Consider the following 24,791-nt stretch of genomic DNA (forward strand, 5'->3'; position numbering starts at 1 on the left):
CCGTGACCGCAGTTCGCCCGCAGGACGGTCCGGCCGTGCCCGAGGTCGAGCCCGACGTCGCCCCGCGCCGTCCGGCGCGGCCCCGGCGCGGCAACGGCACCCGGGTGGCCCCGGCCGCACCCGCGGTCCCCGGCCCGCCGGTGCAGGAGGGCGCCGACTGGACCGCCTGGTCGACCTACAACGCCGCCACCCTCGGCTTCCGCAACTACTGGTACCCCACCGTGTGGGCCAGCCAGGTCGGCGACAAGCCGGTGCCGATCACGGTCTGCGGCGAGCGCATCGCGCTGGTGCGCAAGGGCGACGAGGTGCGCGCGCTGCACGACCGCTGCCCGCACCGCGGCGTGCCGCTCTCCCTCGGCCGGCGCGAGTTCCCTGGCACGCTCAGCTGCCCGTACCACGGCTGGACCTACGACCTCGACGACGGCAAGCTCGTCGCCGTCCCGACCGACGGACCGGACTCGCCGATCTGCGGCCGCGTCTCGGTGGCCACCTACCCGGTCGAGGAGCGCTTCGGGCTGCTGTTCGTCTACATCGGCGACGTCGCGCCGGGCGAGGCGCCGCCCCCCGTCGAGCGGGACATCCCGGCGGAGCTCAACGACAACGCGTTCGTGCTCGGCGGCCGCAACGAGATCCGCGACGGCAACTGGCGCTTCGCCGCCGAGAACGGCTTCGACGAGGGGCACGCGAAGTACCTGCACAACACCGCCCTGTGGCGGCTGTTCAAGGTCATGCCGGCGTGGAACAAGACCCGCATCGTCGAGAAGGACGGCTGGCTGATCCGGGTGCAGGACGAGGTGCACTGGGAGGCGCACTTCCCCGGCCTGGGCACCTTCACGAACAAGCGCTGGTGGAAGCGCATGCCGCTGCCCGACGCCCCCGGCAAGGCCGCCGACGTCAACCCCGTCATCGCGGGCCTCGAGCTGCCGGGGTTCGTGTCGATCCGGCTGCCCGGGCTGCTGCGGGTCGCCTACCCGCACTTCATCCACTTCGAGTGGTACGTGCCGGTCGACGCCGACCACGTCCGCTACGTGCAGCTGATGGTCCGCTTCGAGTCGGGGCTCAAGGCGCGGATCTTCCAGCTGAAGTACCTGGCGGCTATCCGCTGGCTCTTCCACGGCCAGTTCACCGCGCAGGACGCCTGGATGGTCGACGTCATGGACGCCCCGCCGGAGAAGCTGTACCGCCCCGACCTCTCCCTCACCGCCTGGCGCCGGCACATCGAGCAGGCCGACCTGGTCGTGCAGCCCACCGAGCGCCGTGCCGGGCACTGAGCCCCGGCTGGCCGTCGAGGAGCGCGGTCCGGCCGCCGGCCCGGTCACCGTCGTGCTGCACGGCGGTGGTCCGGGCTGCCACGCCGCGACCGACTTCGCCGCCGTCCTGCCGCTCCTGCCGGGCCGGCGCCTCCTCCTCGTCGACCTGCCGGGCTACGGCGGCTCGGCGCCGCTGCCCGACCCGGGCCCGGTGTTCTCGACCCACGCCGCGGTGCTGCGCGACCTGCTCGACCGCAGGGGGCTCGACCGGGTCGACGTCCTGGCCCAGTCGCTCGGCGGGTCGGTCGCGCTCAAGCTGGCGGCCGACAGCCCGGAGCGGGTCGGGCGGATCGTGCTCATCGGGTCCCAGCCGGTACCCGCGCCCGAGGGGACGACGGACGACCCGGGGCTCGGGCCCCGCGTCCGGCAGCGGTACTACTCGGACGGCGTGCCCGGGCCCGAGGCGATGCGGCGGCTGATCGCCGACCTCGAGTGGGTCGACGGCGCCGCCGTGCCCGAGGAGCTCGTGCGGGCCCGGCACGCGGCCAGCACCACGCCCACCGCCCTGGCGCTGGCCACCGACGCCGCGCGGCGCGGCGCCGCGGAGGACCTCACCGCCGACCTGCCGCGGGTCGCCGCGCCCACGCTCGTCGTCTGGGGCCGGCACGACCCGTTCGCCGGACCCGACTACGCCCTCGCCCTCAGCGGCGCCCTGCCGGCGGCCGACCTCGTCGTCCTCGCCGGTTGCGCCCACCACCCGCAGGCCGAGCGCCCGCGCACCGTGGCAGCCCTCGTCGAGGGCCACCTGGGTGCCGGGTCGCCGTCCCGATCCCCCGAAGGAGCCCTGCCGGCATGACCCGCCTGATCGCCGTCGCCGCCGTGGTCGGCACCGCGCTCGCCGTCCCCTCGGTCCGGGCCCGGGCGCTGCGCCTGCTCGCCCGTGCCGGGCGCGGGACCACCGTCCGCGTGGTCCCGGCACCCGACCGCCGGTGACCGGGCGGGCGGCCGCCCGGCTCTCGTCCCAGCAGCGCGAGTGGGTCGAGGCGGCGTGGCGCTGCATCTCGCCCGAGCGGCTCACGGCGCTCGTCGTCGGCATGGTCGACCGGCCCAGCCCCACCGGCGAGGAGGCCGAGCTCGCCCGGTGGCTCACCGGGGAGCTGGCCGCCGCCGGGCTGTCGGCGACCTACCAGGAGATCGACGACCGCCAGGGCAACGCCGTCGGGCGGCTGCGCGGCGCCGGCACCGGCGAGGACCTGCTGCTCTACGCGCCGATCGACACCTTCACCGTCGGTGACCCCGACGAGGACGTGCCGTGGATCGGCCCGGAGCTGCGACCGGACATGCAGCCACGGGCGCAGGTGCACGGGCACCACGTGCTGGGCCTCGGCGCGAGCAACCCCAAGGGCCACGCCGCCGCCGTGGTCATGGCCGCGGAGGCGATCGCCCGCGCCGGCGTGCCGCTCGCCGGCGACCTGCTCGTCGGACTCGGCGCCGGCGGCATGCCGACCAACGGCCGGCTCACGCGGGGGCTCACCCGGCGCAACGCCGGCCAGGGCTCGGGCTGCTCCTTCATGCTCGAGCAGGGCGTGTGGGCCGACCACGCGGTGATCGCCAAGCCCGGCTGGGCGGTCGCGTGGGAGGAGGTCGGCCTCTGCTGGTTCGAGGTGCGCGTGCGCGGCACCTTCAGCTACGTCGGCAGCCGGCACCGCATGCCCTACCGCAACCCGATCGCGCACGCCGCCACCGTGGTCGGCGAGCTCGAGGCGTGGTTCCCCGAGTACGCCGCCCGGCACACCGACGGCCTGGTCGCCCCGCAGGGCATCGTCGCCTCGATCGAGAGCGGCTGGCCGCGCCTGGCGTCGGCCACCCCGGCGCTGTGCCGCTTCGTCGTCGACCTGCGCACCAGCCCGCGCAGCACCCCGGCCGACGTGCAGCGGGAATTCGCCGCCGCCGTCCGGGCGATCTGCGACCGCCACCCCGAGCTCGACGTCGACTGGTCGATGGTGCTGTCCATCCCCGGGACGGCCACGCCCGAGGAGTCGTGGGTGGTCCAGGCGGCGGAGGCCGCCTGGGAGGAGCTGACCGGCCGGCCGCACGAGCCGATCGTCGCCAACTCCGGCGCCACCGACGCGAACATCCTGCGCAACCGCGGGCTGCCGACGGCGCGCATCGGCATGGACCGGATCGGCCCGGACGCGCCGATCCCGCTGGACTTCCCCGCCGGCATGAACGTCGTCGACGTCCGGGAGGCCGTGCGGCTGACCCGGCACCTCGTGCACACCGCCGTCAACGTCTGCACCCGAACCGGGAGGAACCCGAGATGAGCACCGTCGTGCTGGGGCTGGGTGCCTCGCACAGCACCCTCATGAACACGCACTGGGCCGAGGTCGACCACCTGCCCGACGCGCACGCGTTCCGCGACGGTCTCGGGGTGGCCCGCGACCTGCTCGCCGCCGCCCGGCCGGACGCCGTCGTCGTCATCGGGTCCAACCACTTCCGCGGCATGTTCCTCGACCTGATGCCGGCCGTCACCGTCGGCGTGGCCGAGGTGAACGGTGCCGGCGAGGCGGGGACGCCGAAGGGCCCGCTGCCGGTCGACACCGACCTGGCCCGCACCGTGGTCGACACGATGGTCGGCCGGGGCTTCGACCCGGCGTTCTCGCTGCGCCTGACCGTCGACCACGGCATCACGCACTCGCTGCAGCACCTGGTGCCCGACCTCGACCTGCCGATCGTGCCGGTGGTCGTCAACATGTTCGCCCCGCCGCTGATCCCGCTGCGCCGCGCGCACGCGCTCGGCGAGGTCATCGGCGCGGCGATCCGCGGCGACGGGCAGGACAAGCGGGTCGCCGTCATCGCCTCGGGCGGGCTGTCGCACCGGCTTCCCTGGCCGGCCTGGTTCGCCGCCCAGTCCGACGACGACCGGTTCCTGGTGGAGGCGTGGCTCAACGGCCGCGAGGACTGGGGCCGCTACGAGGTCCGCCGCCGGCAGATCATCCGCGCCGCCGCACCCGACGTGAACCCCGGCTTCGACCGGTGGTTCCTCTCCCTGGTCGAGGCCGGCGACCTGTCCCCGGTCCTCGACCGCAGCAACGCCGAGATCGACGACGAGGCCGGCAACGGCGCCCAGGAGATCCGCTCGTGGATCGCCATGGCCGCCGCCGTCGGCTCCGGCACCGGCCGCACCCTGGCGTACGCCGACGTCCCGCAGTGGCTGACCGGCATGGGCGCCGCCGCCCTGCTGCCCGACGGCTCCGACCTCGCGCTGCCCGCCGCCGCCTCCGCCACCACCGAGATGGAGCTGACGAAGTGACCTTCTGGACCGACCTGACCGGCACCGCGTTCGAGGTCTCCCACGACCCGGTCGCCGGCGTCCCCACCCGCGTGCTGCGCGCCGGCACGCAGCACGACTCCCACGTCGTCTGCCTGCACGGCACCTCCGGGCACCTCGAGGCGTTCATCCGCAACGTCCCCGCCCTGGCCGAGCACCACCAGGTGCACTGCCTGGACATGCTCGGGCACGGCTACACCGAGAACCCGGGCGGCGACCTGCGGATCCCGCGCTACGTGCGGCACGTGCTCGACTACCTCGACAGCCGCGGCATCGAGCGCGCGCACTTCATCGGGGAGTCGCTGGGCGGCTGGGTGGCCGGCCGGCTCGCGGCCGACCACCCCGAGCGGGCCGGCCGGCTCGTGCTCGTCGCGCCGGGCGGCACGGTGGCCAACCCCGAGGTGATGGAGCGGATCAAGACCAGCACCCGCCGGGCGGTGACCACCGATGACCGGTCGCTGACCGAGGCGCGGCTGCACCTGCTCATGCACGATCCGGCGAACGTCAGCGACGAGCTCGTCGACGTGCGGCACGCCATCTACCACCGGCCCGAGTTCGTCGCCGGCATCGACAAGCTGCTCGCGCTCCAGGAGATGGAGAACCGCACGCAGGACCTGCTCACCGCCGAGCAGATGGGCCGGATCGCCAGCCCGACGCTCATCGTCTGGGGCGCCGAGAACCCGTTCGGCGACGTGCCGGAGGCCCGCCGGATGAACGACTCGATCCCCGGCTCGCGGCTGGAGATCTTCCCGGAGTGCGGGCACTGGCCCCAGCACGAGCACGCGGGCCGGTTCAACGAGCTGGCCCTGAAGTTCCTGGCGTCGTGACCTCGCCGGTCCGGGTCGGCCTGCGCATCCCGCCGTGCCGGCCGGTCCCCGAGCTCGTCGCGGCCGCGCGGCGGGCCGAGGAGCTGGGGTTCGACGAGATCTGGCTGCCCGACTCCCAGCTGCTGTGGCGCGACGTCTTCCCCGTCGCCGCGGCCGCGCTGGCGGGCACCGGGCGGGTCGTCGTCGGCACCGCGGTCACCAACGTGGTGACCCGGCACCCGGCGGTGGTGGCCTCGGCCGCGCGCACGATCGCCGAGATCGACCCGGACCGGTTCGTCCTGGGCCTCGGCGTCGGCAACAGCTCGGTGCTCCCGGTGGGCCTGCGGCCCTCGACCGGGGCGGAGATGCGCGAGCGGATCGGCGAGATCCGCACGCTGCTCGCGGGCGGGGACGTCGACTTCGGCGGCGTGACCGGGCGGTTGCGCGACCCGGTGCCCGTGCCGCTGCACATGGCGGCGTCGGGGCCCAAGAACCTCCGGCTCGCCGGCGAGGTCGCCGACGGCGTCATCCTGCTCTCCGGGGTGGCGCCGGCGCTGCTCGCCGACGCGGCGGCCCGGGTGGCCGAGGGCGCGGCGGCGGTCGGCCGGACCGGCGGGACGCCGATGACCGTCTCGGCGTTCTGCTGCGTCACCGACGACGTCGAGCGCGACGCCCGGCAGCTCAAGCCCATCTGCGCGCAGATCGCCCAGGGCGGCGGGGCGCGGGCGCTGGCGATCGCCGGCATCGAGGTGCAGACCCCCGAGCGGCTGCCCGACGTCTACCCCGACCTGGTGCACGCCGAGGACTGGGACGAGGCCGTGCGCGCCTGCGACCCGGTCGTCTCCGACGAGGCCGTGGTCGCCTTCGCGCGCGAGTTCTGCCTGTTCGGCACGGCGGAGGAGATCGTCAAGCGGCTGGACGCGGTGGCGGCGGTCGGTGCCACGTCGGTGTTCCTTCAGCACGTCGGCTCCTACACGCTCCCCGAGGAGCTGATGGAGCGCTGGGGTGCCGAGGTGGCGCCGCTGCTGGCGAAGTCGCGGCCGTGACCGTCCTCGCCGAGCTGGCCGCCCGTGGCCGGGCGGCGCCGGACCCCGCGCTCGACGCACTCGTGGGCGACCACGTGCTCGACGCGCTGGCCTGCCTGGCCTCCGGGGCCGGCGCCCCGCTCGCGGCCCGGCTGGCCGGCCTCGCCGCGCCGGGGTCGGTGCTGCTGCGCGGCGCGCTCGTGCACGTCGACGAGTTCGACGCGCTGCACGGGCCGGCCGCGGTGGCGCCGTCGGCGGTCGTCGTCCCGGTCGCGTGGGAGCTGGCCCCGGACGGCCGGACCCTCGCCGACGCCGTCGTCGCCGGCACCGAGGTCGTGGTGGAGGCCGCGCTGCGCTTCGGCGGCGCCGAGCTCTACCGCGCCGGCTGGTGGCCGACCGCGCTGTTCGGCGGGCTGGGCGCGGCGGCCGCCGCAGCGGTCTGCCTCGGCCTCGACGAGGCGACCACGGTGCAGGCCCTGGGCCTGGCCGCGGCCCCGCTGGGCGGGCTGTTCAGCGCCGACGAGTTCGCCGACAGCCACTACCTCCTCCCCGGGCAGGCGGCCGAGCGCGGGCTGTGGGCCGTGCGGGCCGCGGCCGCCGGGTGCACCACGAGCACGACGCTGCTCGACGAACCGGCCGGGGCCGCCCTCCGCCCCGCCGGCCCGCCCACGCCGGCCGGGCCGCACCTGCCCGACGTCGCGCTCAAGGCCTGGCCGTGCGCCCGGCCGTTGCACGCGGCGCTGGCGGCGCTGGACGAGCTGGCCGCCGCCGGCGTGGTCCCGGCCGACGGTGACGTCGTGGAGGTCGGGCTGCCCGCCGCCGCGCTGCGGTTCGTGTCCGCCGACCCGGCGCCGGCGACACCGGCCGCGGCCGCGGCCTCGGCCGCCGCGGCCATCGCCGGCTTCGTGCGCGGCCGGGCCACCGACCCCGCCTGGTACCGCGCGCCCGCACCCGGACCGGAGGTCCGGCTGCACGCCCTCCCCGCGCTCGACGCGCTCTTCCCCCGGTACTGGGCCGCCGAGGTCGCCGTGCGCGGTGAGCGCCGGCGGGTGCTGACCGCCCTCGCCCCCTCGGCCGGCGACCGGCGGGTCAAGGCCTCACGGCTGCTCGGCCTGGATCCCGGCGACGCGCTGCTCGACCGCCTGTGCTCGGTGGCCGGCGAGGGCGACCTCACCGGCCTGCGGGTGGCGGTGGACCGGCTGCTGCCCTGAGGGGGCGAGATCCCGGTACCGTCCCCCGGACCGCACGGTGTACGGGAACCGCTCGGTCCGGGACACTGGGAAGCGCCGTCCGCAGACGACACAGAGGAGTGCCTCGATGCCTCGGACCCGGACCAACGGGGGCAAGCTGGACCCCGAGGTCATCGTCGACGCCGCGCTGCGGATCTCCGACGAGGAGAACGACCTCGACGGGCTGACCGTCCGCCGGCTCGCCGGTGAGCTCGGCGTGGGCACCATGACGCTCTACAGCTACTTCCGCGGCAAGGACGAGATCCTCGACGCCATGGCCGACCACGTGCTCGGCCGCATGGAGATGCCGCCCGCGGCGCCCGACGAGGACCCCGCGACGGCGATGCGGGTGGTGGCCCACACCTTCCTGGCCATGATGCGGTCGCACCCGTCGGTGATCCGCATGCTCGCCACCCGGGTGACCACCAGCCGCACCTCGCTGAAGGGCGCGATGGAGGCGGTGCTCGACCGCCTGCAGGCGTCGGGCATCCCCGGGCCGCTGGCCGTCGAGGTCTACGGCTTCCTGATCACCTACGCGATCGGCTTCGCGAGCTACCAGAGCCCGCGGCCCTGGGGTCGTGGCGACGACGAGGACAGCGCCGAGCAGCGGCGGCAGCGGCAGCACTTCTACGCGGCGATGCCGGCCGGTGACTTCCCGCGGGTCGTCGAGCTCGCCGAGTTCCTCGTCGAACTGCCCAGCGACAAGCAGTTCGACTTCGGTCTCGAGGCCTTCATCGACGCGGTGGTGGCCCGGATCCCGGCATGACCGAGGCCTCCCCCCCTTGACCGTCGTGCATTGCCCGGTACAAAGTACGGAGGACGGGCGGTGGGGAGGAGAGCGGTGCGCCAGCAGCTGACGGTGAACGGCGAGCTCGTCGACGTCGAGGTGACCGGGCTGGAGCCGCTGAGCACGGTGCTGCGCGACCAGCTCGGCCTGACCGCCACGAAGGTGGCGTGCGGGCGCGGCGAGTGCGGCGCCTGCACGGTGCTGGTCGACGGCCGGGTGCGGATGGCGTGCACCACGCCGGCCGCGCTGGTCCGGGGCGAGGTGCGGACCAGCGAGGGGCTGGCCGCCGAGACCCGCGACCTGCGGGCGGAGTTCGCCGACCGCGGCGCCTTCCAGTGCGGCTTCTGCACCCCCGGCCAGGTCGTCTCGGCGCACGCGCTGCTGCGCGACGGGCTGCCCGCGGACGACGCCGAGCGCCGTCGGCACGTCCGCCACCGGCTCTCGGGCAACATCTGCCGCTGCACCGGCTACCAGGCCATCGTCGACGCCGTCTGCGCGGTCTCCGACCGGCGGAGCGGGGAGCCGGCATGAGCGTGGGGGAGCGGGTCCGCCCGCTGGACTGGGACGCCCGCAGCCTCGGCACCCTGCGGTACACCGCCGACCTGGCCGGCGGGCACCTGCACGCCGCGGTGCTGCGCTCGCCGCACCCCTACGCCGAGATCCGCTCGATCGACGTGCGCCCGGCGCTGCGGCTGCCCGGCGTGCACGCCGTGCTCACCGCCGAGGACTTCCCGGCCGGCATCACCTACCTGCACCGCGGCGCGCCGCTGTCGGACCGCCCGCCCCTGGCCGCCGGCGTCGTCCGGCACGTGGGGCAGGAGGTCGCCGCGGTCGCGGCCGACACCCCCGAGCTGGCGCGCGCCGCCTGCGCCGCGATCCGGGTGCGCTACCGGGTGCGCCGGGCACCGCTGACGGTGACCGAGGCCCGTGCCGCCGGCGCGCTGCGCCTGCACGAGCGCACCACCGACGAGGCCAACGTCTCGATGCTGCTCGACGTCGAGTGGGGCGACGTGGCGACCGGCCTGGCCGCCGCCACGGTGTCGGCCACCGGCAGCTTCGTCTACCCGAGCCTGTCGCACGCGGTGATGGAGCCCAACACCACGCTGGCGTCCTGGCACGACGGCCGCGTCGAGCTGTGGACGTCGACCCAGGCCCCCTGGTTCATCCAGAAGGAGGTCAGCCACCTCCTCGGCATCCCGCACGACGACGTCGTCATCCGCGAGGTCGCCGTCGGCGGCGGGTTCGGCTCCAAGTCGAAGGTCTCCGAGCACGAGGTGCTGGCCGCGGCGCTGTCCCGCAAGGCCGGGCGGCCGGTGCTGCTCCAGCAGTCGCGCGAGGAGGAGTTCGCCAGCAACAAGCCGCGGCACCGCTTCGAGACGACCCTGACCACGCACGCCGACGGGAACGGCGTGATCCGCGCGCTCGAGGCCGACGTCGCGGTCGACAACGGGTCGTACAACCACATGGGGACGTCGGTGATGCGCGTCGGCGTCATCACGCTCGGCTCGATGTACCGGCCCGACGGCGTCCGCTTCCAGGCGCGCCTGGTCGACACCGCCACCCAGCCCGGCGGCCAGTTCCGTGGCTACGGGACGCCGCAGGTGTCGCTGGCGATGGAGAGCCAGCTCGACGAGATCGCCGAGCGGCTGGGGATCGACCCGCTGGAGCTGCGGCTGCGCAACCTCCCCGACGAGCACACCACCAGCCTCTGCGGCTACGAGGTGGGCACCAACCGGCTGGGCGACTGCCTGCTCGCCGTCCGCGACGAGATCGGCTGGACCGCGCTCAAGGCCGAGCGCCGGCCCGGCCGCGGGGTGGGCGTCGCCGCCGGCTCGCACGGGTCCGGCGCCTACGCCTACGAGTTCGCCAACCGCGCCGACGCCGCGATCGACCTGTTCGACGACGGCCGCGTGCGGGTGCGCTACGGCGGGGCCGACGCCGGCACCGGGCAGAGCACGATCCTCGCCCAGGTCGCCGCCGAGGAGCTGGGTGTCCCGCTCGACCGGGTCGAGGTGCTGTCGATGGACAGCGACCGCACGCCGTTCGAGCTCGGCGCGTGGTCCTCGCGCGGCACGCACATGACCGGGTCCTCCGTCGGGCAGGCCGCGCGGGAGCTCGCCGAGCAGGTGCTCGCCCTCGGCGCCACCAAGCTGGGGACCACCGAGGTGGCGCTGCGGGACGGCGCCGTCGTCTCCGACCAGGGATCGGTCGACCTCGCCGACCTGGTGCGGCTCTCGCCGGACACCCGCGACGGCGTCTGGTCGCACGAGTCCAGCTACGTGCTGGAGGGGACCGAGCCGCTGTCGCCGACGAAGAGCACGGCCAACCTCTCGCCGTCCTACGCCTTCGCCGCGCACGGTGCGGTGGTCGACGTCGACCGGCGCACCGGCGAGGTGTCGCTGGTCGACTACGTGGCCGCGCACGACGTCGGCCGCGCGATCAACCCGACGATGGTCGAGGGCCAGATCGTCGGTGGCGCGGTGATGGGCCTCGGCGGCGCGCTGGGGGAGGAGACCATCCGGCAGGACGGCCGCGTCGTCAACAGCAGCTACCTGCACTACGCGATGCCCCGCTCGGCCGACGTGCCCTCGGTGCGACCGGTGATCGTCGGCAACCTCGAGCCGGCCGGCCCGTACGGCGCCAAGGCGGTCGGTGAGATGTCGATCATCCCGCCCGGCGCGGCGGTGGCCAACGCCGTGCACGACGCCGTCGGGGTGCGCATCCGCTCGCTGCCGATCACGCCGGACAAGGTGCTCACCGCGCTCGCCGAGAAGGAGGGCCGCCGCCGACGGCTGCACCTCTGGCGGCGGCCGTCGACCTGGTGGGTCACCGCCATCCGCGCCCTCTACCCGCTCGGCCTGCACGCGATGATGCACCGCTGGGGCACCAAGCTCGGTCGCGGCGTCGGCCCGGTCGGTGTCCCGGTCCCGCCGGAGGTCCTCGTGCCGACGCGGCTCGACGAGGCGGTCGCGGCGGTCGCCGGTGGCGGGGTGCCCGTGGGTGGCGCCTCCGACGTCGTCGTCGAGCGCCGCCGCCAGCCCCGCCCGGCGCCGGTCCTCGTGGCGCTCGGCGAGGTGGCCTCGCTGCGCGGGCTGCGCGTCGACGAGGACGGCGACCTGCACGTCGGCGCCGCCGTGACCCTCGCCGAGCTGGCCGCCACCGCCCGCGAGCACGGCGTCCCGGCGCTGGCCGACGCGGTGGAGACCATCGCCTCGCCGCAAATCCGCAACGCCGCGACCGTCGCCGGCAACCTGGTGCAGGAGAAGCGCTGCTGGTTCTTCCGCAACGGCTTCTCCTGCTACAAGCGCAACGGCGTCACCTCGCCCTGCTACGCCGTCGAGGGCGACCACCGCTTCCAGCACGCGGCGATCGGCGCGCACCGCTGCCAAGCCGTGACGCCGTCCGACCTGGGCACCGTGCTGCTCGGCCTCGACGCCACGGTCGTGCTCGCGCACGGGTCGCTGCGCCGGCTGGTGCCGGTGGCCGACTTCTACACGGGCCCGGGCGAGACCTGCCTGCGCGAGGGCGAGCTGGTCACCGAGGTCGTCGTGCCCGCGGCCGCGCTGGCCCGCACCTCCCGGTTCGAGAAGCTGGCGCTCTACACCGGCGACTTCGCCACCGCCTCGGCGCTGCTGTCGGTGGCCCGGGACGACGCCGGCACCTGGACCGACGTCCGCGTCGTGCTGGGGGCCATGGCGCCCACCCCGATCCGCCTGCCCCGCACCGAGCGGGCGCTGACCGGGCGGGTGCCGTCGGTCGCCGAGGTGCGCGCCGCGGTCGACCGCGAGCTCGACCGGATCGCCCACCCGCTGCCCCGCAACGGGTGGAAGCTCGACGCGGCCGCCGGGCTGGTGGAGCGGGCGGCCGACGAGCTGCTCGCCGGGTGAGGGTCCTCAGGACGGCGCGCGCGAGGCGGTCAGGGCCCGCGCCAGCCCGAGGGCCGCGGTGAGCACGGCCGGCCCCAGCCGCTCGGGGGCGAAGTGGGCCACCGGCACGGCCACCGACAGCGCCGCGACCGGCCGTCCGTCGACCAGCACCGGGGCGGCGACGCAGGCGCCGCCCGGCGCGGCCTCCTCGCGCTCGAGCGCCAGCCCGGTGCGGCGGATCTCGTCCAACTGCCGCGTCAGCACCCGGGGGTCGGTCACCGACCCGGCGGTCCAGCGCCGCAGCGGCCGGCTCAGGAGGTCGCCGACGACGCCGGGGCTCTCGTGCGCGAGCAGCGCCTTGCCGACCGCCGTGCAGGTCAGCGGCGCCCGGCCGCCGACCCGGGAGGGCAGTGGCAGGGGCCGGTGGCCGTGCAGCTTCTCCGCGTACACCGCGTCGCCGCCGTCCCGGACCGCGAGGTGCACGGTCTCGCCGGTCACGGACAGCAGGTCCTGCATGTACGGCAGCGCGACGGTGCGCAGCCGGTGCTTGACCGGCACCAGCTCGCCGAGCTCGAACAGCGCCATGCCGAGCTCGTAGCGGTTGTCCACCCGCCGCACCCAGCCGACCTCGGCGAGGTCGGTGACCAGCCGGTGCACCGTCGAACGGGCCAGCCCGGTGCGCCGGCCGAGCTCGGCCAGGGCGAGGGGCTCACCGCCGGTGAAGGCGCCGAGGAGCACGGTGATCTTGCCCAGCATCGACGATTCGTCCCGTGTCACGGGACACATCCTTGTACGCAGTACGGTACATGTCATTAGCTGTGCTCGTGCCCACAGATCTGCGAACCGAGCACGCTGCCGTCGAGCGGCTGGCCGCCGCCGCGGCCGACGGCCGGCCCTGCCCGCCCGTCCGGGACCTCCTCGGCGAGGACGACGTGGCGCTGGCCTACCGCGTGCAGGAGGCGCTGCTCGAGCCGCGGATCGCCGCGGGGGACCGCCGGATCGGCCGCAAGATCGGGCTGACGTCGGAGGCCGTGCAGCGCCAGCTCGGCGTCGACCAGCCCGACTTCGGCACGCTGCTGGCCTCGATGCGGGTGGAGCAGGACGTCGCCGTCCCGGCCGGCCGGCTGCTGCAGCCGCGGATCGAGGCCGAGGTCGCCGTCGTCCTCGGTGCCGACCTCCCGTCGCCGGACACCACGCTGGACGAGGTCGCCGCCGCGGTGTCCGGTGTGCGCGCGGCGCTGGAGATCGTCGACAGCCGGATCGCCGGCTGGGACATCCGGATCACCGACACGGTGGCCGACAACGCCTCGAGCGGGTTGTTCGTGCTCGGTGACGTCGAGCGGACGCTGGAGGAGATCACGCCGGTCGAGGTGGGCATGGAGCTCCTCCGCGACGGCGAGGTCGTCTCCACGGGCACGGGCGCCGCCTGCCTGGGCGACCCGCTCGTCGCCGTCCAGTGGCTGGCCCGCACGGCCGCCGCGCTCGGGCAGCCGCTGCGCGCCGGCGAGGTGGTGCTGTCCGGCGCACTGGGCCCGATGGTCCCGGTCACGCCGGGTGAGGTGTACGTCGCCCGGATCAGCGGGCTGGGCGAGGTCCGCGCGGTCTTCGCCGCGCAGGAGGGGGAGGACGCGCGATGAGCAGCACGACCAAGGTGGCGATCATCGGTTCGGGCAACATCGGCACCGACCTGATGATCAAGATCCGCCGGCTGTCCGAGGTGCTCTCGGTGGGCGCCATGGTGGGCATCGACCCCGACAGCGACGGGCTGGCCCGCGCCCGGCGGATGGGGGTGGCCACCACGGCGCGCGGCATCGACGGGCTGCTGGAGATGGACGAGTTCGCCGAGATCGGCGTGGTCTTCGACGCCACCTCGGCCGCCGCGCACAAGGTGACCGACGCCAGGTTGGCGGCCACCGGCGTCCGCGTCGTCGACCTGACCCCGGCCGCGATCGGCCCGTTCGTCGTCCCGGCGGTGAACCTCGACGAGCTGTCCGACGCCCGCAACCTCAACATGGTCACCTGCGGCGGCCAGGCCACGATCCCGGTCGTGGCGGCGATCTCGCGGGTCACGCCGGTGCGCTACGCCGAGATCGTCGCCTCCATCGCGTCCCGCTCGGCCGGCCCCGGCACGCGGGCCAACATCGACGAGTTCACCGAGACGACGGCGCAGGCGATCGAGCAGGTCGGTGGCGCCGAGCGCGGCAAGGCCATCATCGTCCTCAACCCCGCCGAGCCCCCGATGATCATGCGGGACACCGTCGTCGTGCTCGCCGACGCCGTCGACCGCGCCGCGGTCGAGGAGTCGGTGCACCGGATGGTCGACGACGTCGCGGCCTACGTCCCCGGCTACCGGCTCAAGCAGGCCGTGCAGTTCGCCCCCGTGCCGGCCGGCGACCGCCGCCGGCGGCTGGTCGGCGGCCCGGGTGCGGACGGCGACCTGGAGCAGGTCAGCGTCTTCCTCGAGGTCGAGGGGGCCGCCCACTACCTGCCCTCCTACGCCGGCAACCTCGACATCATGACCTCCGCGGCGCGCCGCGTGGGCGAGACGCTGGCCGTGCGCGCCCGGCAGACCCTCGAGGTGGCGTCGTGACCGCCGTGTACGTGCAGGACGTCACCCTGCGGGACGGCATGCACGCCGTCTCCCACGGGTTGTCGACCGGCCAGGCGCGCGACATCGCCGCGGCGCTCGACGCCGCCGGGGTGGCCGCGATCGAGGTGGCGCACGGCGACGGCCTGGCCGGCGGCAGCCTCACCTACGGCGCCGGCGCGCACAGCGACGCCGAGTGGATCGCCGCCGTCGCCGAGGTGGTCACCACCGCGAAGCTGACCACCCTGCTGCTGCCCGGCATCGGCACCGTGCACGACCTGCGCGCCGCGGCCGACCTCGGCGTCACCTCGGTGCGCATCGCCACCCACTGCACCGAGGCCGACATCGCCGTGCAGCACATCGGGGTCGCCCGCGACCTCGGCATGGACGTCGCCGGCTTCCTGATGATGAGCCACATGGCCGAGCCCGACGTGCTGGCCGGCCAGGCGCGGATCATGGAGCAGTCCGGCGCGCAGTGCGTCTACGTCACCGACTCCGGCGGCCGGCTGACCATGACCGGCGTCCGCGACCGGCTGCGCGCCTACCGCGACCTGCTCGACCCGGCCACCACCCTCGGCATCCACGCCCACCACAACCTGGGCCTCGGCGTCGCCAACTCCGTGGTCGCCGTCGAGGAGGGCGTGCACCGCGTCGACGCCTCGCTGGCCGGGCTCGGTGCCGGGGCGGGCAACTGCCCGCTGGAGGCGTTCGTCGCCGTCGCCGACCTCACCGGCTGGGACCACGGCTGCGACCTGTTCGCGCTCATGGACGCCGCCGACGACCTGGTGCGACCGCTGATGACCCGGCCGGTGCGGGTCGACCGCGAGACGCTGACGCTCGGCTACGCCGGGGTCTACTCCAGCTTCCTGCTCCACTCCGAGCGGATCGCCGCCGAGCAGGGGCTGTCGGCCCGCGAGCTGCTGGTCGAGGCGGGGCGCCGCAAGATGGTCGGCGGCCAGGAGGACCTGCTCCTCGACGTCGCGCTCGACCTCGCGGGCAACACGGCCGGGAACCGCGGCGCGGCATGAGCCTCGGGTTCGGCGCGCGGGCGCGGATCGGCCACCTGTACCCGTCGGGCGGGCTGGTCGACTACGAGGTGCAGCTGATGGCGCCCGAGGGCGTCCAGCTGGTGACCACGCGGATGCCCTACCGCGGCTCGACGCTGGCCGACGACCTCGCCCTGCTCGACGACCTGGAGGAGCACAGCCGGCTGCTCGCCGACGCCGAGGTCGGGCTGATCGCGATGAACTGCACCGCGGCCACCATGCTGGCCGGTGCCGAGGCGGTGAACGCGCGGATCGCGGCCAGCACCGGCATCCCCTCGACGACGACCATCGAGGCGGTGCTCGCCGCGCTGGCCGCCGTCGGCGCCCGCCGGATCGCCCTGCTCACGCCGTACCTCCCCGAGGTGACCGAGGCCGAGACCGCCTTCCTCGCCGAGCGGGCGATCGAGGTGGTGGCGCACGCGACGCTGCCCCTGGCGACGCCGGTCGAGCAGGGCGGCCAGGACCCCGCGACCTGGCTGGAGCTGGCGCGCGGCCTGGGCGGCGCCGACGCCGACGCGCTGCTGGTCAGCTGCGCCGGCATCCGGCTGGCGCCGGTGCTGGCCGACATGGAGGCGGCGTTCGGCCGTCCGGTGGTGGCCAGCAACCAGGCGCTGCTGTGGCAGTGCCTGCGGCTGACCGACGTCCCCGACCGTCCCGCCGGTTTCGGCACGCTCCTGGCGGGAGCGTTCGGGTGAGCGTCCGCCTGCGCTACGTCGACACCCGGCTGGGCCAGCTGCACCTGGCCGAGTGCGGCACGGGCGAGCCGGTGCTGTTCCTGCACCAGACGCCGCGCTCCTGGCGGGAGTACGCCGAGGTGCTGCCGCTGGCCGGCCGGTCGGTGCGCGCCCTGGCGATGGACACGGTCGGCTTCGGCCGCTCGGCGCGGGTCGAGGGCCCGTGGTCGATCGAGGGCTTCGCCGACGCCGTGCTCGCCCTGCTCGACGCGCTGGAGCTGCCCCGGGTGGCGCTCGTCGGCCACCACACCGGCGGCGTCGTCGCCGTGGAGGTGGCCGCCCGCGCCCCCGAGCGGGTCTCGGCGCTGGTGCTGTCGGCCGTGCCCCACGTCGACGCGGCCCGCCGGGAGGTCGTGCGCGGCCGGCCGCCGATCGACCACGTCGTCCCGGCCCCGGACGGCAGCCACCTCGGCGCCCTGTGGAGCCGCCGCCGGCCGTTCTACGCGGCCGGCGAGGAGCACCTGCTCGCGCGGTACGTGGCCGACGCCCTGGAGGTGCTCGACCGGGTCGAGGAGGGGCACGTGCGGGTCAACGAGTACCGGATGGAGGACCGCCTGCCGCTGGTCCGCGCGCGGTCGCTCGTGGTCTGCGGGGCCGACGACGAGTACTCGCTGCCCGACGTCCCGGCGCTCACCGCGGCGCTCGGCTGCCGGGCGAGGGTGATCGAGGGCGCCGGCGTCCCGCTGCCCGAGCAGCAGCCGGCGGTCTTCGCCCGCGAGGTGGTCGGCTTCGTGACGGGGTGCGCGCGGTGAGCGCGTCGGCGCCGCCCGGGCTGCCGGACCTGCCGCCGGGCGCGCAGGTGCTCGAGGACGTCGTCGTCCCCGCCCGCGGCTACCTGCGGGCGCGCACCGTCGCGGCCGGGGACGTCGTGCGGATCACCGACGTCGAGGGCCAGCAGGTCGCCGACGTCGTCCTGACGCGGGCCGCCGAGCCGCGGGACTGGCTGTCCTGCCTGAACACCAAGCTGCTCAACGGCACCGAGCGGATCACCACGGGCCACGTGCTGCGCAGCAAGCAGTGCGTCCCCCTCGCGACGATCGTCGCCGACACCGTCGGCGTGCACTGGTTCGGCGGGGGCTACTGCAGCGAGGAGACCAACCGCGCCCGCTACGGGGTGGAGGGCACGGTCAGCTGCAAGACCAACCTGGCGGCGAGCCTCGACCCCCACCTGACGTCGGTGCAGGACCTCGAGCTCGACTCCTGCGCGTCGTTCTTCATGAACCTGGGCTCCGACGCCGAGGGCCGGTTCGCCATCGACCTGCCGCCGACGGCGGCCGGCGACCACCTCGACCTCCGGGCCGAGACCGACCTGGTGCTGGCCCTCTCGGCCTGCCCGGCCGACCGCAACCCCTGCAACGCCTTCGCGCCGACGCCCGTCCGCGTGACCGTCTACCGGCTCGCGCCGGCCCCCCGGGCCGCCCGCGTTTCCGCCAGGTAACAGTTCCCGGGAGGTGCCCGATGGCTCTTGACTGGCCGGTCGTACATCGTACGATACAGCAACACTCCAGTGCCGGAGGCCCTGTGCCTGCACCCTCCGACGACCCGAACCGACCCGCTCCCCCCGGGTCGCCGACGTCCCTCCCCCAGGCGAAGGAAGCCACCATGACGACCGACATCGGCCAGTTCACCGCGGGACCCGTGGGCACCGGCGCGGCGCCGGAGATCCTCCGCGTCGACGACCTGCGCAAGCGCTACCGCGAGGACGGCCCGCTGGTCTGCGACGGGCTGAGCTTCTCGGTGCACGAGGGCGAGTTCGTCTCGATCATCGGCCCCTCCGGCTGCGGCAAGTCCACACTCCTGCGGATGATCTCGGGCCTGCTGCGGCCCACCACCGGCGAGGTGCGGCTGCGCGACACCGCGATCACCGCGCCGCCGCCGGAGATGGCCCTGGTCTTCCAGGACTACACCCGCTCGCTGTTCCCGTGGCTGAGCGTCGAGCGCAACGTCCGCTTCCCGCTGGCCAAGCGGCGCGACCTGTCCAAGGCCGAGAAGGAGCAGCGGGTCGCCGAGGCGATCGCGACCGTCGGCCTGGCCGGCTTCGAGTCCTACCACCCCGGCCAGCTCTCCGGGGGCATGCAGCAGCGGGTGGCCATCGCCCGCGCGCTCGCGTTCCGGCCGCGGATCCTGCTGCTCGACGAGCCGTTCGCCTCGGTGGACGCGCTCACCAAGGAGGGGCTCGAGGACACCCTGCTCGACGTCCAGGCCCGCTACGCCGCCTCGGGGATGACCATGCTGCTGGTCACCCACGACATCGACGAGGCCATCTACCTCGCCAACCGCATCCTCGTGCTCAGCAAGCCACCGTGCGTGGTGGCCGAGCAGCTCGAGGTCGGCCTCCCGGGCTCCCGCAACCAGGTCGAGACCCGCAGCCTCCCCGAGTTCCTGCGCATCCGGGCGCACGTCCACGACGTCATGGGGCTCTCCGCCCAGCGTCACGGCAGCCGGTCGCAGAGCACGTCCGCCTGACCCCCTGGCCGTCTGGCCACCCGACGAAGGGATCTGCACGATGGCGTCACCTAGAAGACTGGCCGCGGTCGCCGCGGCAGCGGCGCTGCTGCTCACCGCCTGCGGCGGCGGGGACGACGGCGGCGGCAGCGGCGGGGGCGGCGGCGAGGGGGGCGGCGGCACCTCGAGCATCACCATCGCGACCATCGCCGGTGACTCCGGGGCGCAGGGCTTCCTCGCCGACGAGAAGGGCTTCTTCGAGGACAACGGCCTCGACGTCGAGGTCACCATCGTCGCCGGCGTGCCCGAGCTCGCGGCCGCCGTCCAGTCCGGCGACGCGGCCTTCGCGCTGACGTCGCCGGCCTCGGTCGCCTCGGCCTCGGCGAGCGGCATCCCGTTCCAGATCGTCGCCGGCGGTGTGCTCTACACCAAGGAGAGCCCCGGCGTGTACCTGATGGTCGCCGAGCAGGCCACCGACATCCAGTCCATCGAGGACCTCGAGGGCCAGTCGGTCGCGGTGAACGCGCTCAACACCATGCCCCACCTGTCGACCCTGGCGGCGCTGGACGACGCCGGCGTCGACACCGGCAGCGTCAACTTCGTGACGCTGAACTTCCCGGCCATCGGCCAGGCGCTGGAGAGCGGCCAGGTGCCCGCGGGTGCGGTCATCTCGCCGTTCACCGACCAGCAGGAGGCCGCCGGCATCGCCCGCCGGATGGGCAGCCCGTACGACGCCGTCAACGGCGGCGAGGACTGGCTGAACACGGTCTGGTTCGGCCGCGAGGACTTCATCGAGGCCAACCCCGAGACGGTCCAGAAGTTCCGGGACGCGCTGCGCGACACCAACGCGTGGGCCAACGACGAGGCCAACGTCGAGGAGCGCAAGCAGATCCTGCAGCAGTACACCGATCTGCCGGACGACGCGCTGGCCATCCTCGAGCTCTCGCCCTACGGCGACGACGTCACGCCCGAGCTGATCCAGCCCGTGCTGGACGTGATGCTGCGGTTCGACGCCCTCCAGGAGGAGATGTCGGCCGAGGACATCATCGCCCCGAACCTGAACTGACCGCCGCCGGGAGCCGCCCCGCCGCAGGGCGGGGTGGCTCCCCCGGCTCCCCGCGGACCGGTCCTGGAAGGAAGTCGCATGACCCTCGCCCCCGCGCCGACGGTGGCGCCCCCGGACGCCCCGGGCGCCGCCGCGACCGTGCGCCGGAAGCCGCCCCGCCGGCCGTTCCGGTTCAACCTCCGCGGGCTGGTCTTCGCCGTGGGCCTGCTGCTCGTCCTCGAACTCGTCACCGCGCTGTTCGTCGAGTCGGCGTACGTGCCGCGGCCGAGCGAGGTCTTCGCCGCGCTCGGCAGCGAGATCGTCCGCGGCGACCTGCCCTCGAGCATCCTGGCGACGCTGTCCACCTTCGCCGTCGGTCTGCTGATCGCGGCCGTGCTCGGCGTCGCGCTCGGCGTCGTCCTCGGCTCCTCGGCGCGGGCGTTCGACTCGGTCAAGCTGGTCATCGAGTTCCTCCGGCCGCTGCCGTCGGTCGCGCTCATCCCGTTCGCCATCCTCATCCTCGGCGTCGGAGACGGGACGGCGATCACGGTCACGGCCTACGCCGCCTTCTGGCCGATCCTGTTCAACACCTACTACGGGGTGCGCGACGCCGACCCGGTCGCCGTCGACACCGCCCGCAACTTCGGCCTGAGCCGGCCGGCGATCCTGCGCCGCGTGCTGCTGCCCAGCGCCGCCACCAACATCGCCGCCGGCATCCGGATCAGCGCAGCGATCGCGCTCATCCTCGCCATCACCGTCGAGATCATCACCAGCAGCGGCGGGCTGGGCTACTACATCGTCCGGATGCAGACCGCGATCCGGACCGAGGACATGTACGCCGGCGTCTTCACCGTCGGCGTCATCGGCTACGTCATCAACCTGGTCGTCGCCGCGCTCGAGCGCCGGCTCGTGTTCTGGAAGACCGACGCCCGCGACGGAGGTGCCTCGTGAGCAGCCGCACCAGCTCGATCGGCCGGAAGCTCCTGCCCCTGGCCGTGCCCGCCGCCATCCTCGTCGCCTGGGAGGTGGCCGGGCAGACCGCGGGCAACGTCTACCTGCCGCCGCTGACGACCGTCCTCGAGCGGCTGTGGGAGGACTGGTTCCCCGACCACACGATCTCCGACCTGCTGCCCAGCCTGCAGCGGTTCGTCACCGGCTACCTCGTCGGGGCGGTCCTGGGCATCGTGCTCGGCATCGCCATCGGCTCCTCCCGCCCGGTCGCCCAGTACCTCGAGCCGACGCTGGAGTTCCTCCGGGCGCTGCCCGCGGTCGCGATCATCCCGGTCGCCGTCCTGCTCTTCGGCCTGGGCTCCGGCATGCGGGTCTTCGTGATCTCCTTCGGCGTGCTGTTCCCGGTGCTGGTCAACACCACCGTCGGCGCGCGCAACTGCCGGCAGGAGCGCATCGACGTCGCCCGGATGTACGGGCTGAACCGCTTCCAGGTGATCCGGCGAGTCGTCCTGCCCTCGGCGCTGCCGATGATCTCCGCCGGCCTGCGGGTCGCCCTGCCGATCGCGTTGATCATGGTCGTGGTGTCCGAGCTGGTCGGCGGCCAGAACGGCATCGGCTTCTACCTGCTCACCGGCCAGTCGATGTTCAACATCCCTGCGATGTTCGCCGCCGTGGTGATCCTCGGCATCCTCGGCAACCTGATCAACGCCGGCTACGCCGCGCTCGAGAAGAAGTGGCTCTCCTGGGCGGACAGCGTGTGACGGCGCTGCCGAGGATCGCCCTCGTCGGCACCGGGGGGACCATCAGCGGGTGGTCCCCCGACCCGCTGGACCTCACCGGGTACACCGAGCCCGGCGCCCGCCGGCTGACGCTCGCCGAGGTCCTCGCGGCCGTGCCGGAGGCCGGCGCGGTCGCCGACGTCGTCGCGGTACCCGGCCCGGCAGGCCCCAGCCACGGCTTCGGCCTGCCCGACCTGCTCGGCATCGCCGACCTGGTCCGCTCGGTGCGCGACGGCGCCGACGGCGTCGTGGTCACCTGCGGCACCAACGCGCTCGAGGAGCTCGCCTTCCTGCTGTCGCTGGTGCTCGAGCCCGGGCCACCGGTCGTGGTCACCGGCGCGATGCGGCCGCTGTCGGCGCTCAGCGGCGACGGGCCGCTGCACCTCGTCGACGCGCTGCGCGTCGCCGGCAGCCCGGCCGCCGCGGGGCGCGGGGTGCTCGTGGCGGTCGACGGCCGGATCTGGCCGGGCCGCTGGGTCACCAAGGCCCGCACGAACGGGCTCGGCGCCTTCGCCGCGGGGGAGCGCGGGCCGTGCGGGGCGGTCGAGCCGGACGGCGCGATCGTCTTCTTCTCGCGCGAGGACGCCGCCGGAGCGCTCCTGCCGGTGACCGCGGCCGACGCCGTCCCCCGGGTGGACGTCGTGCTGTCCTACGCCGGCGCCGACGGCGTGCCGATCGAGGCGGCGGTCGCCGCCGGTGCTGCCGGGCTGGTCAGCGCGGGCACCGGCGCCGGGTTCGCCACGCCCGCCGAGCACGCCGCCCTGGTGCGCGCCGTAGGGGCCGGCGTGGTCGTGGTGCAGTCGGCCCGGGGGAGCGGCCGCGTCCACCCGCGCCCGGAGTTGGTGCGCGACGGCATCGTCGCCGCGCAGTACCTCGGTCCGGTCGCCGCCCGCGTCCTGCTCGCCCTCGCACTGGCCTGCGGCGCAGACGCGCGCCGCGTGCAGTCGCTGGTCGATGCCGTCGCCGGCGGGTAGGCCGGCGCGCGGCACGATCGTCGTCCTCGGCGGGCTCGCCGCGATCGGTCCGCTGTCCGGCGACACCTACCTGCCCGCGCTGCCGCAGATCGGCGAGGCGTTCTCGGCCCCGCCGGTGCAGGTGCAGGTGACGCTCACCGCGTCGATGCTCGGCCTGGCGCTCGGCCAGCTGGTCACGGGTCCGCTGTCCGACCTCTGGGGCCGCCGCCGGCTGCTGCTGGGCGGTCTGGCCGCATACACGCTGATGTCGGTGGCCTGCGCGGCGGCGCCGTCGCTGCCCGTGCTGACCGGGCTGCGCTTCCTGCAGGGGCTCTCGGGCGCCGCGGCGATCGTGCTGGCCCGCGCGATCATCCGCGACCTGTACGCGGGAGCGGCGGCCGCGCGCGCGTTCTCGCACGTGCTCGTCGTCTTCGGCGTCGCACCCGTCGTCGCGCCGCTGCTGGGCAGCGCGGTCCTGGGGTGGACCGACTGGCGGGGCATCTTCGCGGTGCTGGCCGCGGCCGGCGCGGTGCTGTTCGCCGTCGTGTGGACGCGCCTGCCCGAGTCGCTGCCGCCGGCCGTCCGCACCGACGGCGGCCTGCGCCAGCTGCCCGGGGTGGTGGGCACCGTGCTGCGCGACCGCGGGTTCCTCGGCTACGCCGTGGCGAACGCCTTCGCGCACGCGGCGATGTTCGCCTACATCGCGGGCTCGCCGTTCGTCGTCCAGACCCTGTACGGCGGGTCTCCGACGACCTTCGCGGTGCTGTTCGGCGCCAACGCCGTGGGCATCGCCCTGGCCGGGCAGCTCAACGCCCGCCTGGTGGGGCGGCTGGGCCCGCGCCGGCTGCTCGGCATCGGGATGTCGGTGCAGACCGCGGGCGGGCTCTGCCTGCTGGCCGTGGTCACGCTCGACGACGGCCTCGGCCTGGCCGCGATCGTCCCGCCGCTGTTCGTCGTCATCGCCTCGCTGGGCACGATCCAGCCCAACGCCACCGCTCTGGCGCTGGCCCGCTTCCCGCGCAGCGCCGGCTCGGCGTCGTCGGTGCTCGGCGCCGTGTACTTCGCCCTCGGGGCGGCGGCGGTCCCGCTGGTCGGCATCGGCGCGGGCGACTCCGCCGTCGCCTTCGGTGTGGTCATCGCCGCGACCGCGGCCGCGGGACTGCTGCTGTTCCGCCTGGCCACCGTTCCCGACCCCGACCTCGTGGAGGAGAAGTCATGACCGACGTCGAACAGCTCACCGTGGGGGTGCTCGGCGGCACCGGGCCCCAGGGCCGCGGGCTCGCCCTGCGGCTGGCCGCGGCGGGGCAGCGCGTCCTGCTCGGGTCGCGCGACGCCGAGAAGTGCGCGGTGATCGCCGAGGAGGTCGCCGAGCGGGTGGGGCAGCTGGGAGGCCGCGAGGTGTCGGTGCGGGGCGGCTCGAACGCCGACGTGGCCGCCGCTGCCGACCTGGTGATCGTCGCCGTGCCCTACGGCGGTCACGCCGAGCTCCTCGCCGAGCTGGCGCCCGTCCTGGCCGGCAAGGTCGTCGTCGACTGCGTCGTGCCGATGGCCTTCGACGCTCAGGGTGCGTACGTCCTCGACGTCCCCGAGGGCTCGGTGACCCAGCAGGCCGCCGCGCTGCTGCCCGGCTCGCGCGTCGTCGGGGCGTTCCACCACCTCTCGGCGGTGCTGCTGGAGGACGTCTCCCGGCCGACCCTGGACGGCGACGTGATGGTGGTCGGCGACGACCGCGCCGCGACGGACCTCGTGCAGGCGCTCGCGGGCCGGCTGCCGGGGATGCGGGGCATCTACGCCGGGCGGCTGCGCAACGCCCGCCAGGTCGAGGCGCTGACGATCAACCTCGTGTCGGTCAACCGCCGGTACAAGGTGCACGCCGGGGTCCGCGTCACCGACGTCTGACGCCCGCGACACGCCGCCCGCCGGACGTGTCGCCGGCATGACCGACGCCCGCTGGAGC

The 24,791-nt window shown here is 74.9% G+C and carries 25 protein-coding genes; 24 read left to right on the forward strand and 1 reads right to left on the reverse strand.

From position 1 onward, the window contains the following. Window positions 1-2 precede the first annotated feature (2 nt). The 11 genes from ACI8AF_RS00390 (at window position 3) to ACI8AF_RS00440 (ending at window position 12,315) form a co-directional block, all read left to right on the forward strand. Window positions 3-1,271, forward strand: a complete 1,269-nt coding sequence (locus tag ACI8AF_RS00390; protein ID WP_456537670.1) for a Rieske 2Fe-2S domain-containing protein — start codon at window positions 3-5, stop codon at window positions 1,269-1,271. Continuing rightward, window positions 1,258-2,106, forward strand: coding sequence for an alpha/beta fold hydrolase (locus ACI8AF_RS00395; protein ID WP_456537671.1), 849 nt, complete (start codon window positions 1,258-1,260; stop codon window positions 2,104-2,106). The genes ACI8AF_RS00390 and ACI8AF_RS00395 overlap by 14 nt, the downstream gene beginning before the upstream one ends. After that, window positions 2,103-2,243: a hypothetical protein gene (locus tag ACI8AF_RS00400; RefSeq protein ID WP_456537672.1), complete on the forward strand. Its 141-nt coding sequence runs from the start codon at window positions 2,103-2,105 to the stop codon at window positions 2,241-2,243. Before ACI8AF_RS00395 ends, ACI8AF_RS00400 begins: the two co-directional genes overlap by 4 nt. Then, window positions 2,240-3,574 carry a M20 family metallopeptidase gene (locus ACI8AF_RS00405; protein ID WP_456537673.1) on the forward strand — a complete coding sequence of 445 codons (1,335 nt, stop codon included), beginning with the start codon at window positions 2,240-2,242 and terminating at the stop codon, window positions 3,572-3,574. Before ACI8AF_RS00400 ends, ACI8AF_RS00405 begins: the two co-directional genes overlap by 4 nt. Further along, the gene (locus ACI8AF_RS00410; RefSeq protein WP_456537674.1) at window positions 3,571-4,563 is read left to right on the forward strand and encodes a DODA-type extradiol aromatic ring-opening family dioxygenase; all 993 of its coding nucleotides are present in this window, start codon (window positions 3,571-3,573) and stop codon (window positions 4,561-4,563) included. The genes ACI8AF_RS00405 and ACI8AF_RS00410 overlap by 4 nt, the downstream gene beginning before the upstream one ends. After that, the gene (locus tag ACI8AF_RS00415; RefSeq protein ID WP_456537675.1) at window positions 4,560-5,408 is read left to right on the forward strand and encodes an alpha/beta fold hydrolase; all 849 of its coding nucleotides are present in this window, start codon (window positions 4,560-4,562) and stop codon (window positions 5,406-5,408) included. The genes ACI8AF_RS00410 and ACI8AF_RS00415 overlap by 4 nt, the downstream gene beginning before the upstream one ends. Beyond that, window positions 5,405-6,433, forward strand: coding sequence for an LLM class flavin-dependent oxidoreductase (locus ACI8AF_RS00420; protein WP_456537676.1), 1,029 nt, complete (start codon window positions 5,405-5,407; stop codon window positions 6,431-6,433). The genes ACI8AF_RS00415 and ACI8AF_RS00420 overlap by 4 nt, the downstream gene beginning before the upstream one ends. Continuing rightward, window positions 6,430-7,623, forward strand: a complete 1,194-nt coding sequence (locus ACI8AF_RS00425) for an MmgE/PrpD family protein (protein ID WP_456537677.1) — start codon at window positions 6,430-6,432, stop codon at window positions 7,621-7,623. Before ACI8AF_RS00420 ends, ACI8AF_RS00425 begins: the two co-directional genes overlap by 4 nt. A gap of 106 nt (window positions 7,624-7,729) precedes the next feature. Next, window positions 7,730-8,407, forward strand: coding sequence for a TetR/AcrR family transcriptional regulator (locus ACI8AF_RS00430; RefSeq protein ID WP_456537678.1), 678 nt, complete (start codon window positions 7,730-7,732; stop codon window positions 8,405-8,407). 75 nt (window positions 8,408-8,482) lie between these two features. Next, window positions 8,483-8,959 (forward strand): (2Fe-2S)-binding protein, encoded by a 477-nt coding sequence (locus ACI8AF_RS00435; protein WP_456537679.1) that lies wholly within the window; start codon window positions 8,483-8,485, stop codon window positions 8,957-8,959. Further along, entirely contained in the window at window positions 8,956-12,315 is a 3,360-nt protein-coding gene (locus tag ACI8AF_RS00440; RefSeq protein WP_456537680.1) for a molybdopterin cofactor-binding domain-containing protein, read from the forward strand. The genes ACI8AF_RS00435 and ACI8AF_RS00440 overlap by 4 nt, the downstream gene beginning before the upstream one ends. A gap of 6 nt (window positions 12,316-12,321) precedes the next feature. Here the strand turns inward: ACI8AF_RS00440 and ACI8AF_RS00445 are convergent, their stop codons facing one another. Continuing rightward, window positions 12,322-13,071, reverse strand: coding sequence for an IclR family transcriptional regulator (locus tag ACI8AF_RS00445; RefSeq protein WP_456537681.1), 750 nt, complete (start codon window positions 13,069-13,071; stop codon window positions 12,322-12,324). 47 nt (window positions 13,072-13,118) lie between these two features. Here ACI8AF_RS00445 and ACI8AF_RS00450 point away from each other — a divergent pair, with 47 nt between their 5' ends. The 13 genes from ACI8AF_RS00450 (at window position 13,119) to npdG (ending at window position 24,733) form a co-directional block, all read left to right on the forward strand. Then, window positions 13,119-13,931 (forward strand): 2-keto-4-pentenoate hydratase, encoded by an 813-nt coding sequence (locus tag ACI8AF_RS00450; RefSeq protein WP_456537682.1) that lies wholly within the window; start codon window positions 13,119-13,121, stop codon window positions 13,929-13,931. After that, entirely contained in the window at window positions 13,928-14,884 is a 957-nt protein-coding gene (locus tag ACI8AF_RS00455; RefSeq protein ID WP_456537683.1) for an acetaldehyde dehydrogenase (acetylating), read from the forward strand. The genes ACI8AF_RS00450 and ACI8AF_RS00455 overlap by 4 nt, the downstream gene beginning before the upstream one ends. Further along, the gene (dmpG, locus tag ACI8AF_RS00460) at window positions 14,881-15,909 is read left to right on the forward strand and encodes a 4-hydroxy-2-oxovalerate aldolase (protein WP_456537684.1); all 1,029 of its coding nucleotides are present in this window, start codon (window positions 14,881-14,883) and stop codon (window positions 15,907-15,909) included. Before ACI8AF_RS00455 ends, dmpG begins: the two co-directional genes overlap by 4 nt. Then, window positions 15,906-16,622: a maleate cis-trans isomerase family protein gene (locus ACI8AF_RS00465; protein WP_456537685.1), complete on the forward strand. Its 717-nt coding sequence runs from the start codon at window positions 15,906-15,908 to the stop codon at window positions 16,620-16,622. Before dmpG ends, ACI8AF_RS00465 begins: the two co-directional genes overlap by 4 nt. Then, entirely contained in the window at window positions 16,619-17,413 is a 795-nt protein-coding gene (locus tag ACI8AF_RS00470; RefSeq protein ID WP_456537686.1) for an alpha/beta fold hydrolase, read from the forward strand. The genes ACI8AF_RS00465 and ACI8AF_RS00470 overlap by 4 nt, the downstream gene beginning before the upstream one ends. Next, a complete protein-coding gene (locus ACI8AF_RS00475) occupies window positions 17,410-18,099 on the forward strand; it encodes a DUF1989 domain-containing protein (RefSeq protein WP_456537687.1) in 690 nt (229 codons plus the stop codon). Before ACI8AF_RS00470 ends, ACI8AF_RS00475 begins: the two co-directional genes overlap by 4 nt. A gap of 164 nt (window positions 18,100-18,263) precedes the next feature. After that, window positions 18,264-19,127 (forward strand): ABC transporter ATP-binding protein, encoded by an 864-nt coding sequence (locus tag ACI8AF_RS00480; protein WP_456537688.1) that lies wholly within the window; start codon window positions 18,264-18,266, stop codon window positions 19,125-19,127. Between the two features lie 40 nt (window positions 19,128-19,167). After that, window positions 19,168-20,172 carry an ABC transporter substrate-binding protein gene (locus ACI8AF_RS00485; RefSeq protein ID WP_456537689.1) on the forward strand — a complete coding sequence of 335 codons (1,005 nt, stop codon included), beginning with the start codon at window positions 19,168-19,170 and terminating at the stop codon, window positions 20,170-20,172. Window positions 20,173-20,250: 78 nt separating this feature from the next. Further along, the gene (locus ACI8AF_RS00490) at window positions 20,251-21,102 is read left to right on the forward strand and encodes an ABC transporter permease (RefSeq protein ID WP_456537690.1); all 852 of its coding nucleotides are present in this window, start codon (window positions 20,251-20,253) and stop codon (window positions 21,100-21,102) included. Further along, entirely contained in the window at window positions 21,099-21,863 is a 765-nt protein-coding gene (locus ACI8AF_RS00495) for an ABC transporter permease (protein WP_456537691.1), read from the forward strand. The genes ACI8AF_RS00490 and ACI8AF_RS00495 overlap by 4 nt, the downstream gene beginning before the upstream one ends. Further along, window positions 21,860-22,855: an asparaginase domain-containing protein gene (locus ACI8AF_RS00500; protein ID WP_456537692.1), complete on the forward strand. Its 996-nt coding sequence runs from the start codon at window positions 21,860-21,862 to the stop codon at window positions 22,853-22,855. The genes ACI8AF_RS00495 and ACI8AF_RS00500 overlap by 4 nt, the downstream gene beginning before the upstream one ends. Beyond that, a complete protein-coding gene (locus ACI8AF_RS00505; RefSeq protein ID WP_456537693.1) occupies window positions 22,836-24,053 on the forward strand; it encodes a multidrug effflux MFS transporter in 1,218 nt (405 codons plus the stop codon). Before ACI8AF_RS00500 ends, ACI8AF_RS00505 begins: the two co-directional genes overlap by 20 nt. Further along, complete coding sequence (npdG, locus tag ACI8AF_RS00510; protein ID WP_456537694.1) at window positions 24,050-24,733, forward strand: NADPH-dependent F420 reductase; 684 nt, start codon at window positions 24,050-24,052, stop codon at window positions 24,731-24,733. The genes ACI8AF_RS00505 and npdG overlap by 4 nt, the downstream gene beginning before the upstream one ends. The last annotated feature ends 58 nt before the right edge of the window (window positions 24,734-24,791 follow it).

Source organism: Blastococcus sp. SYSU D00669 (assembly GCF_054050715.1).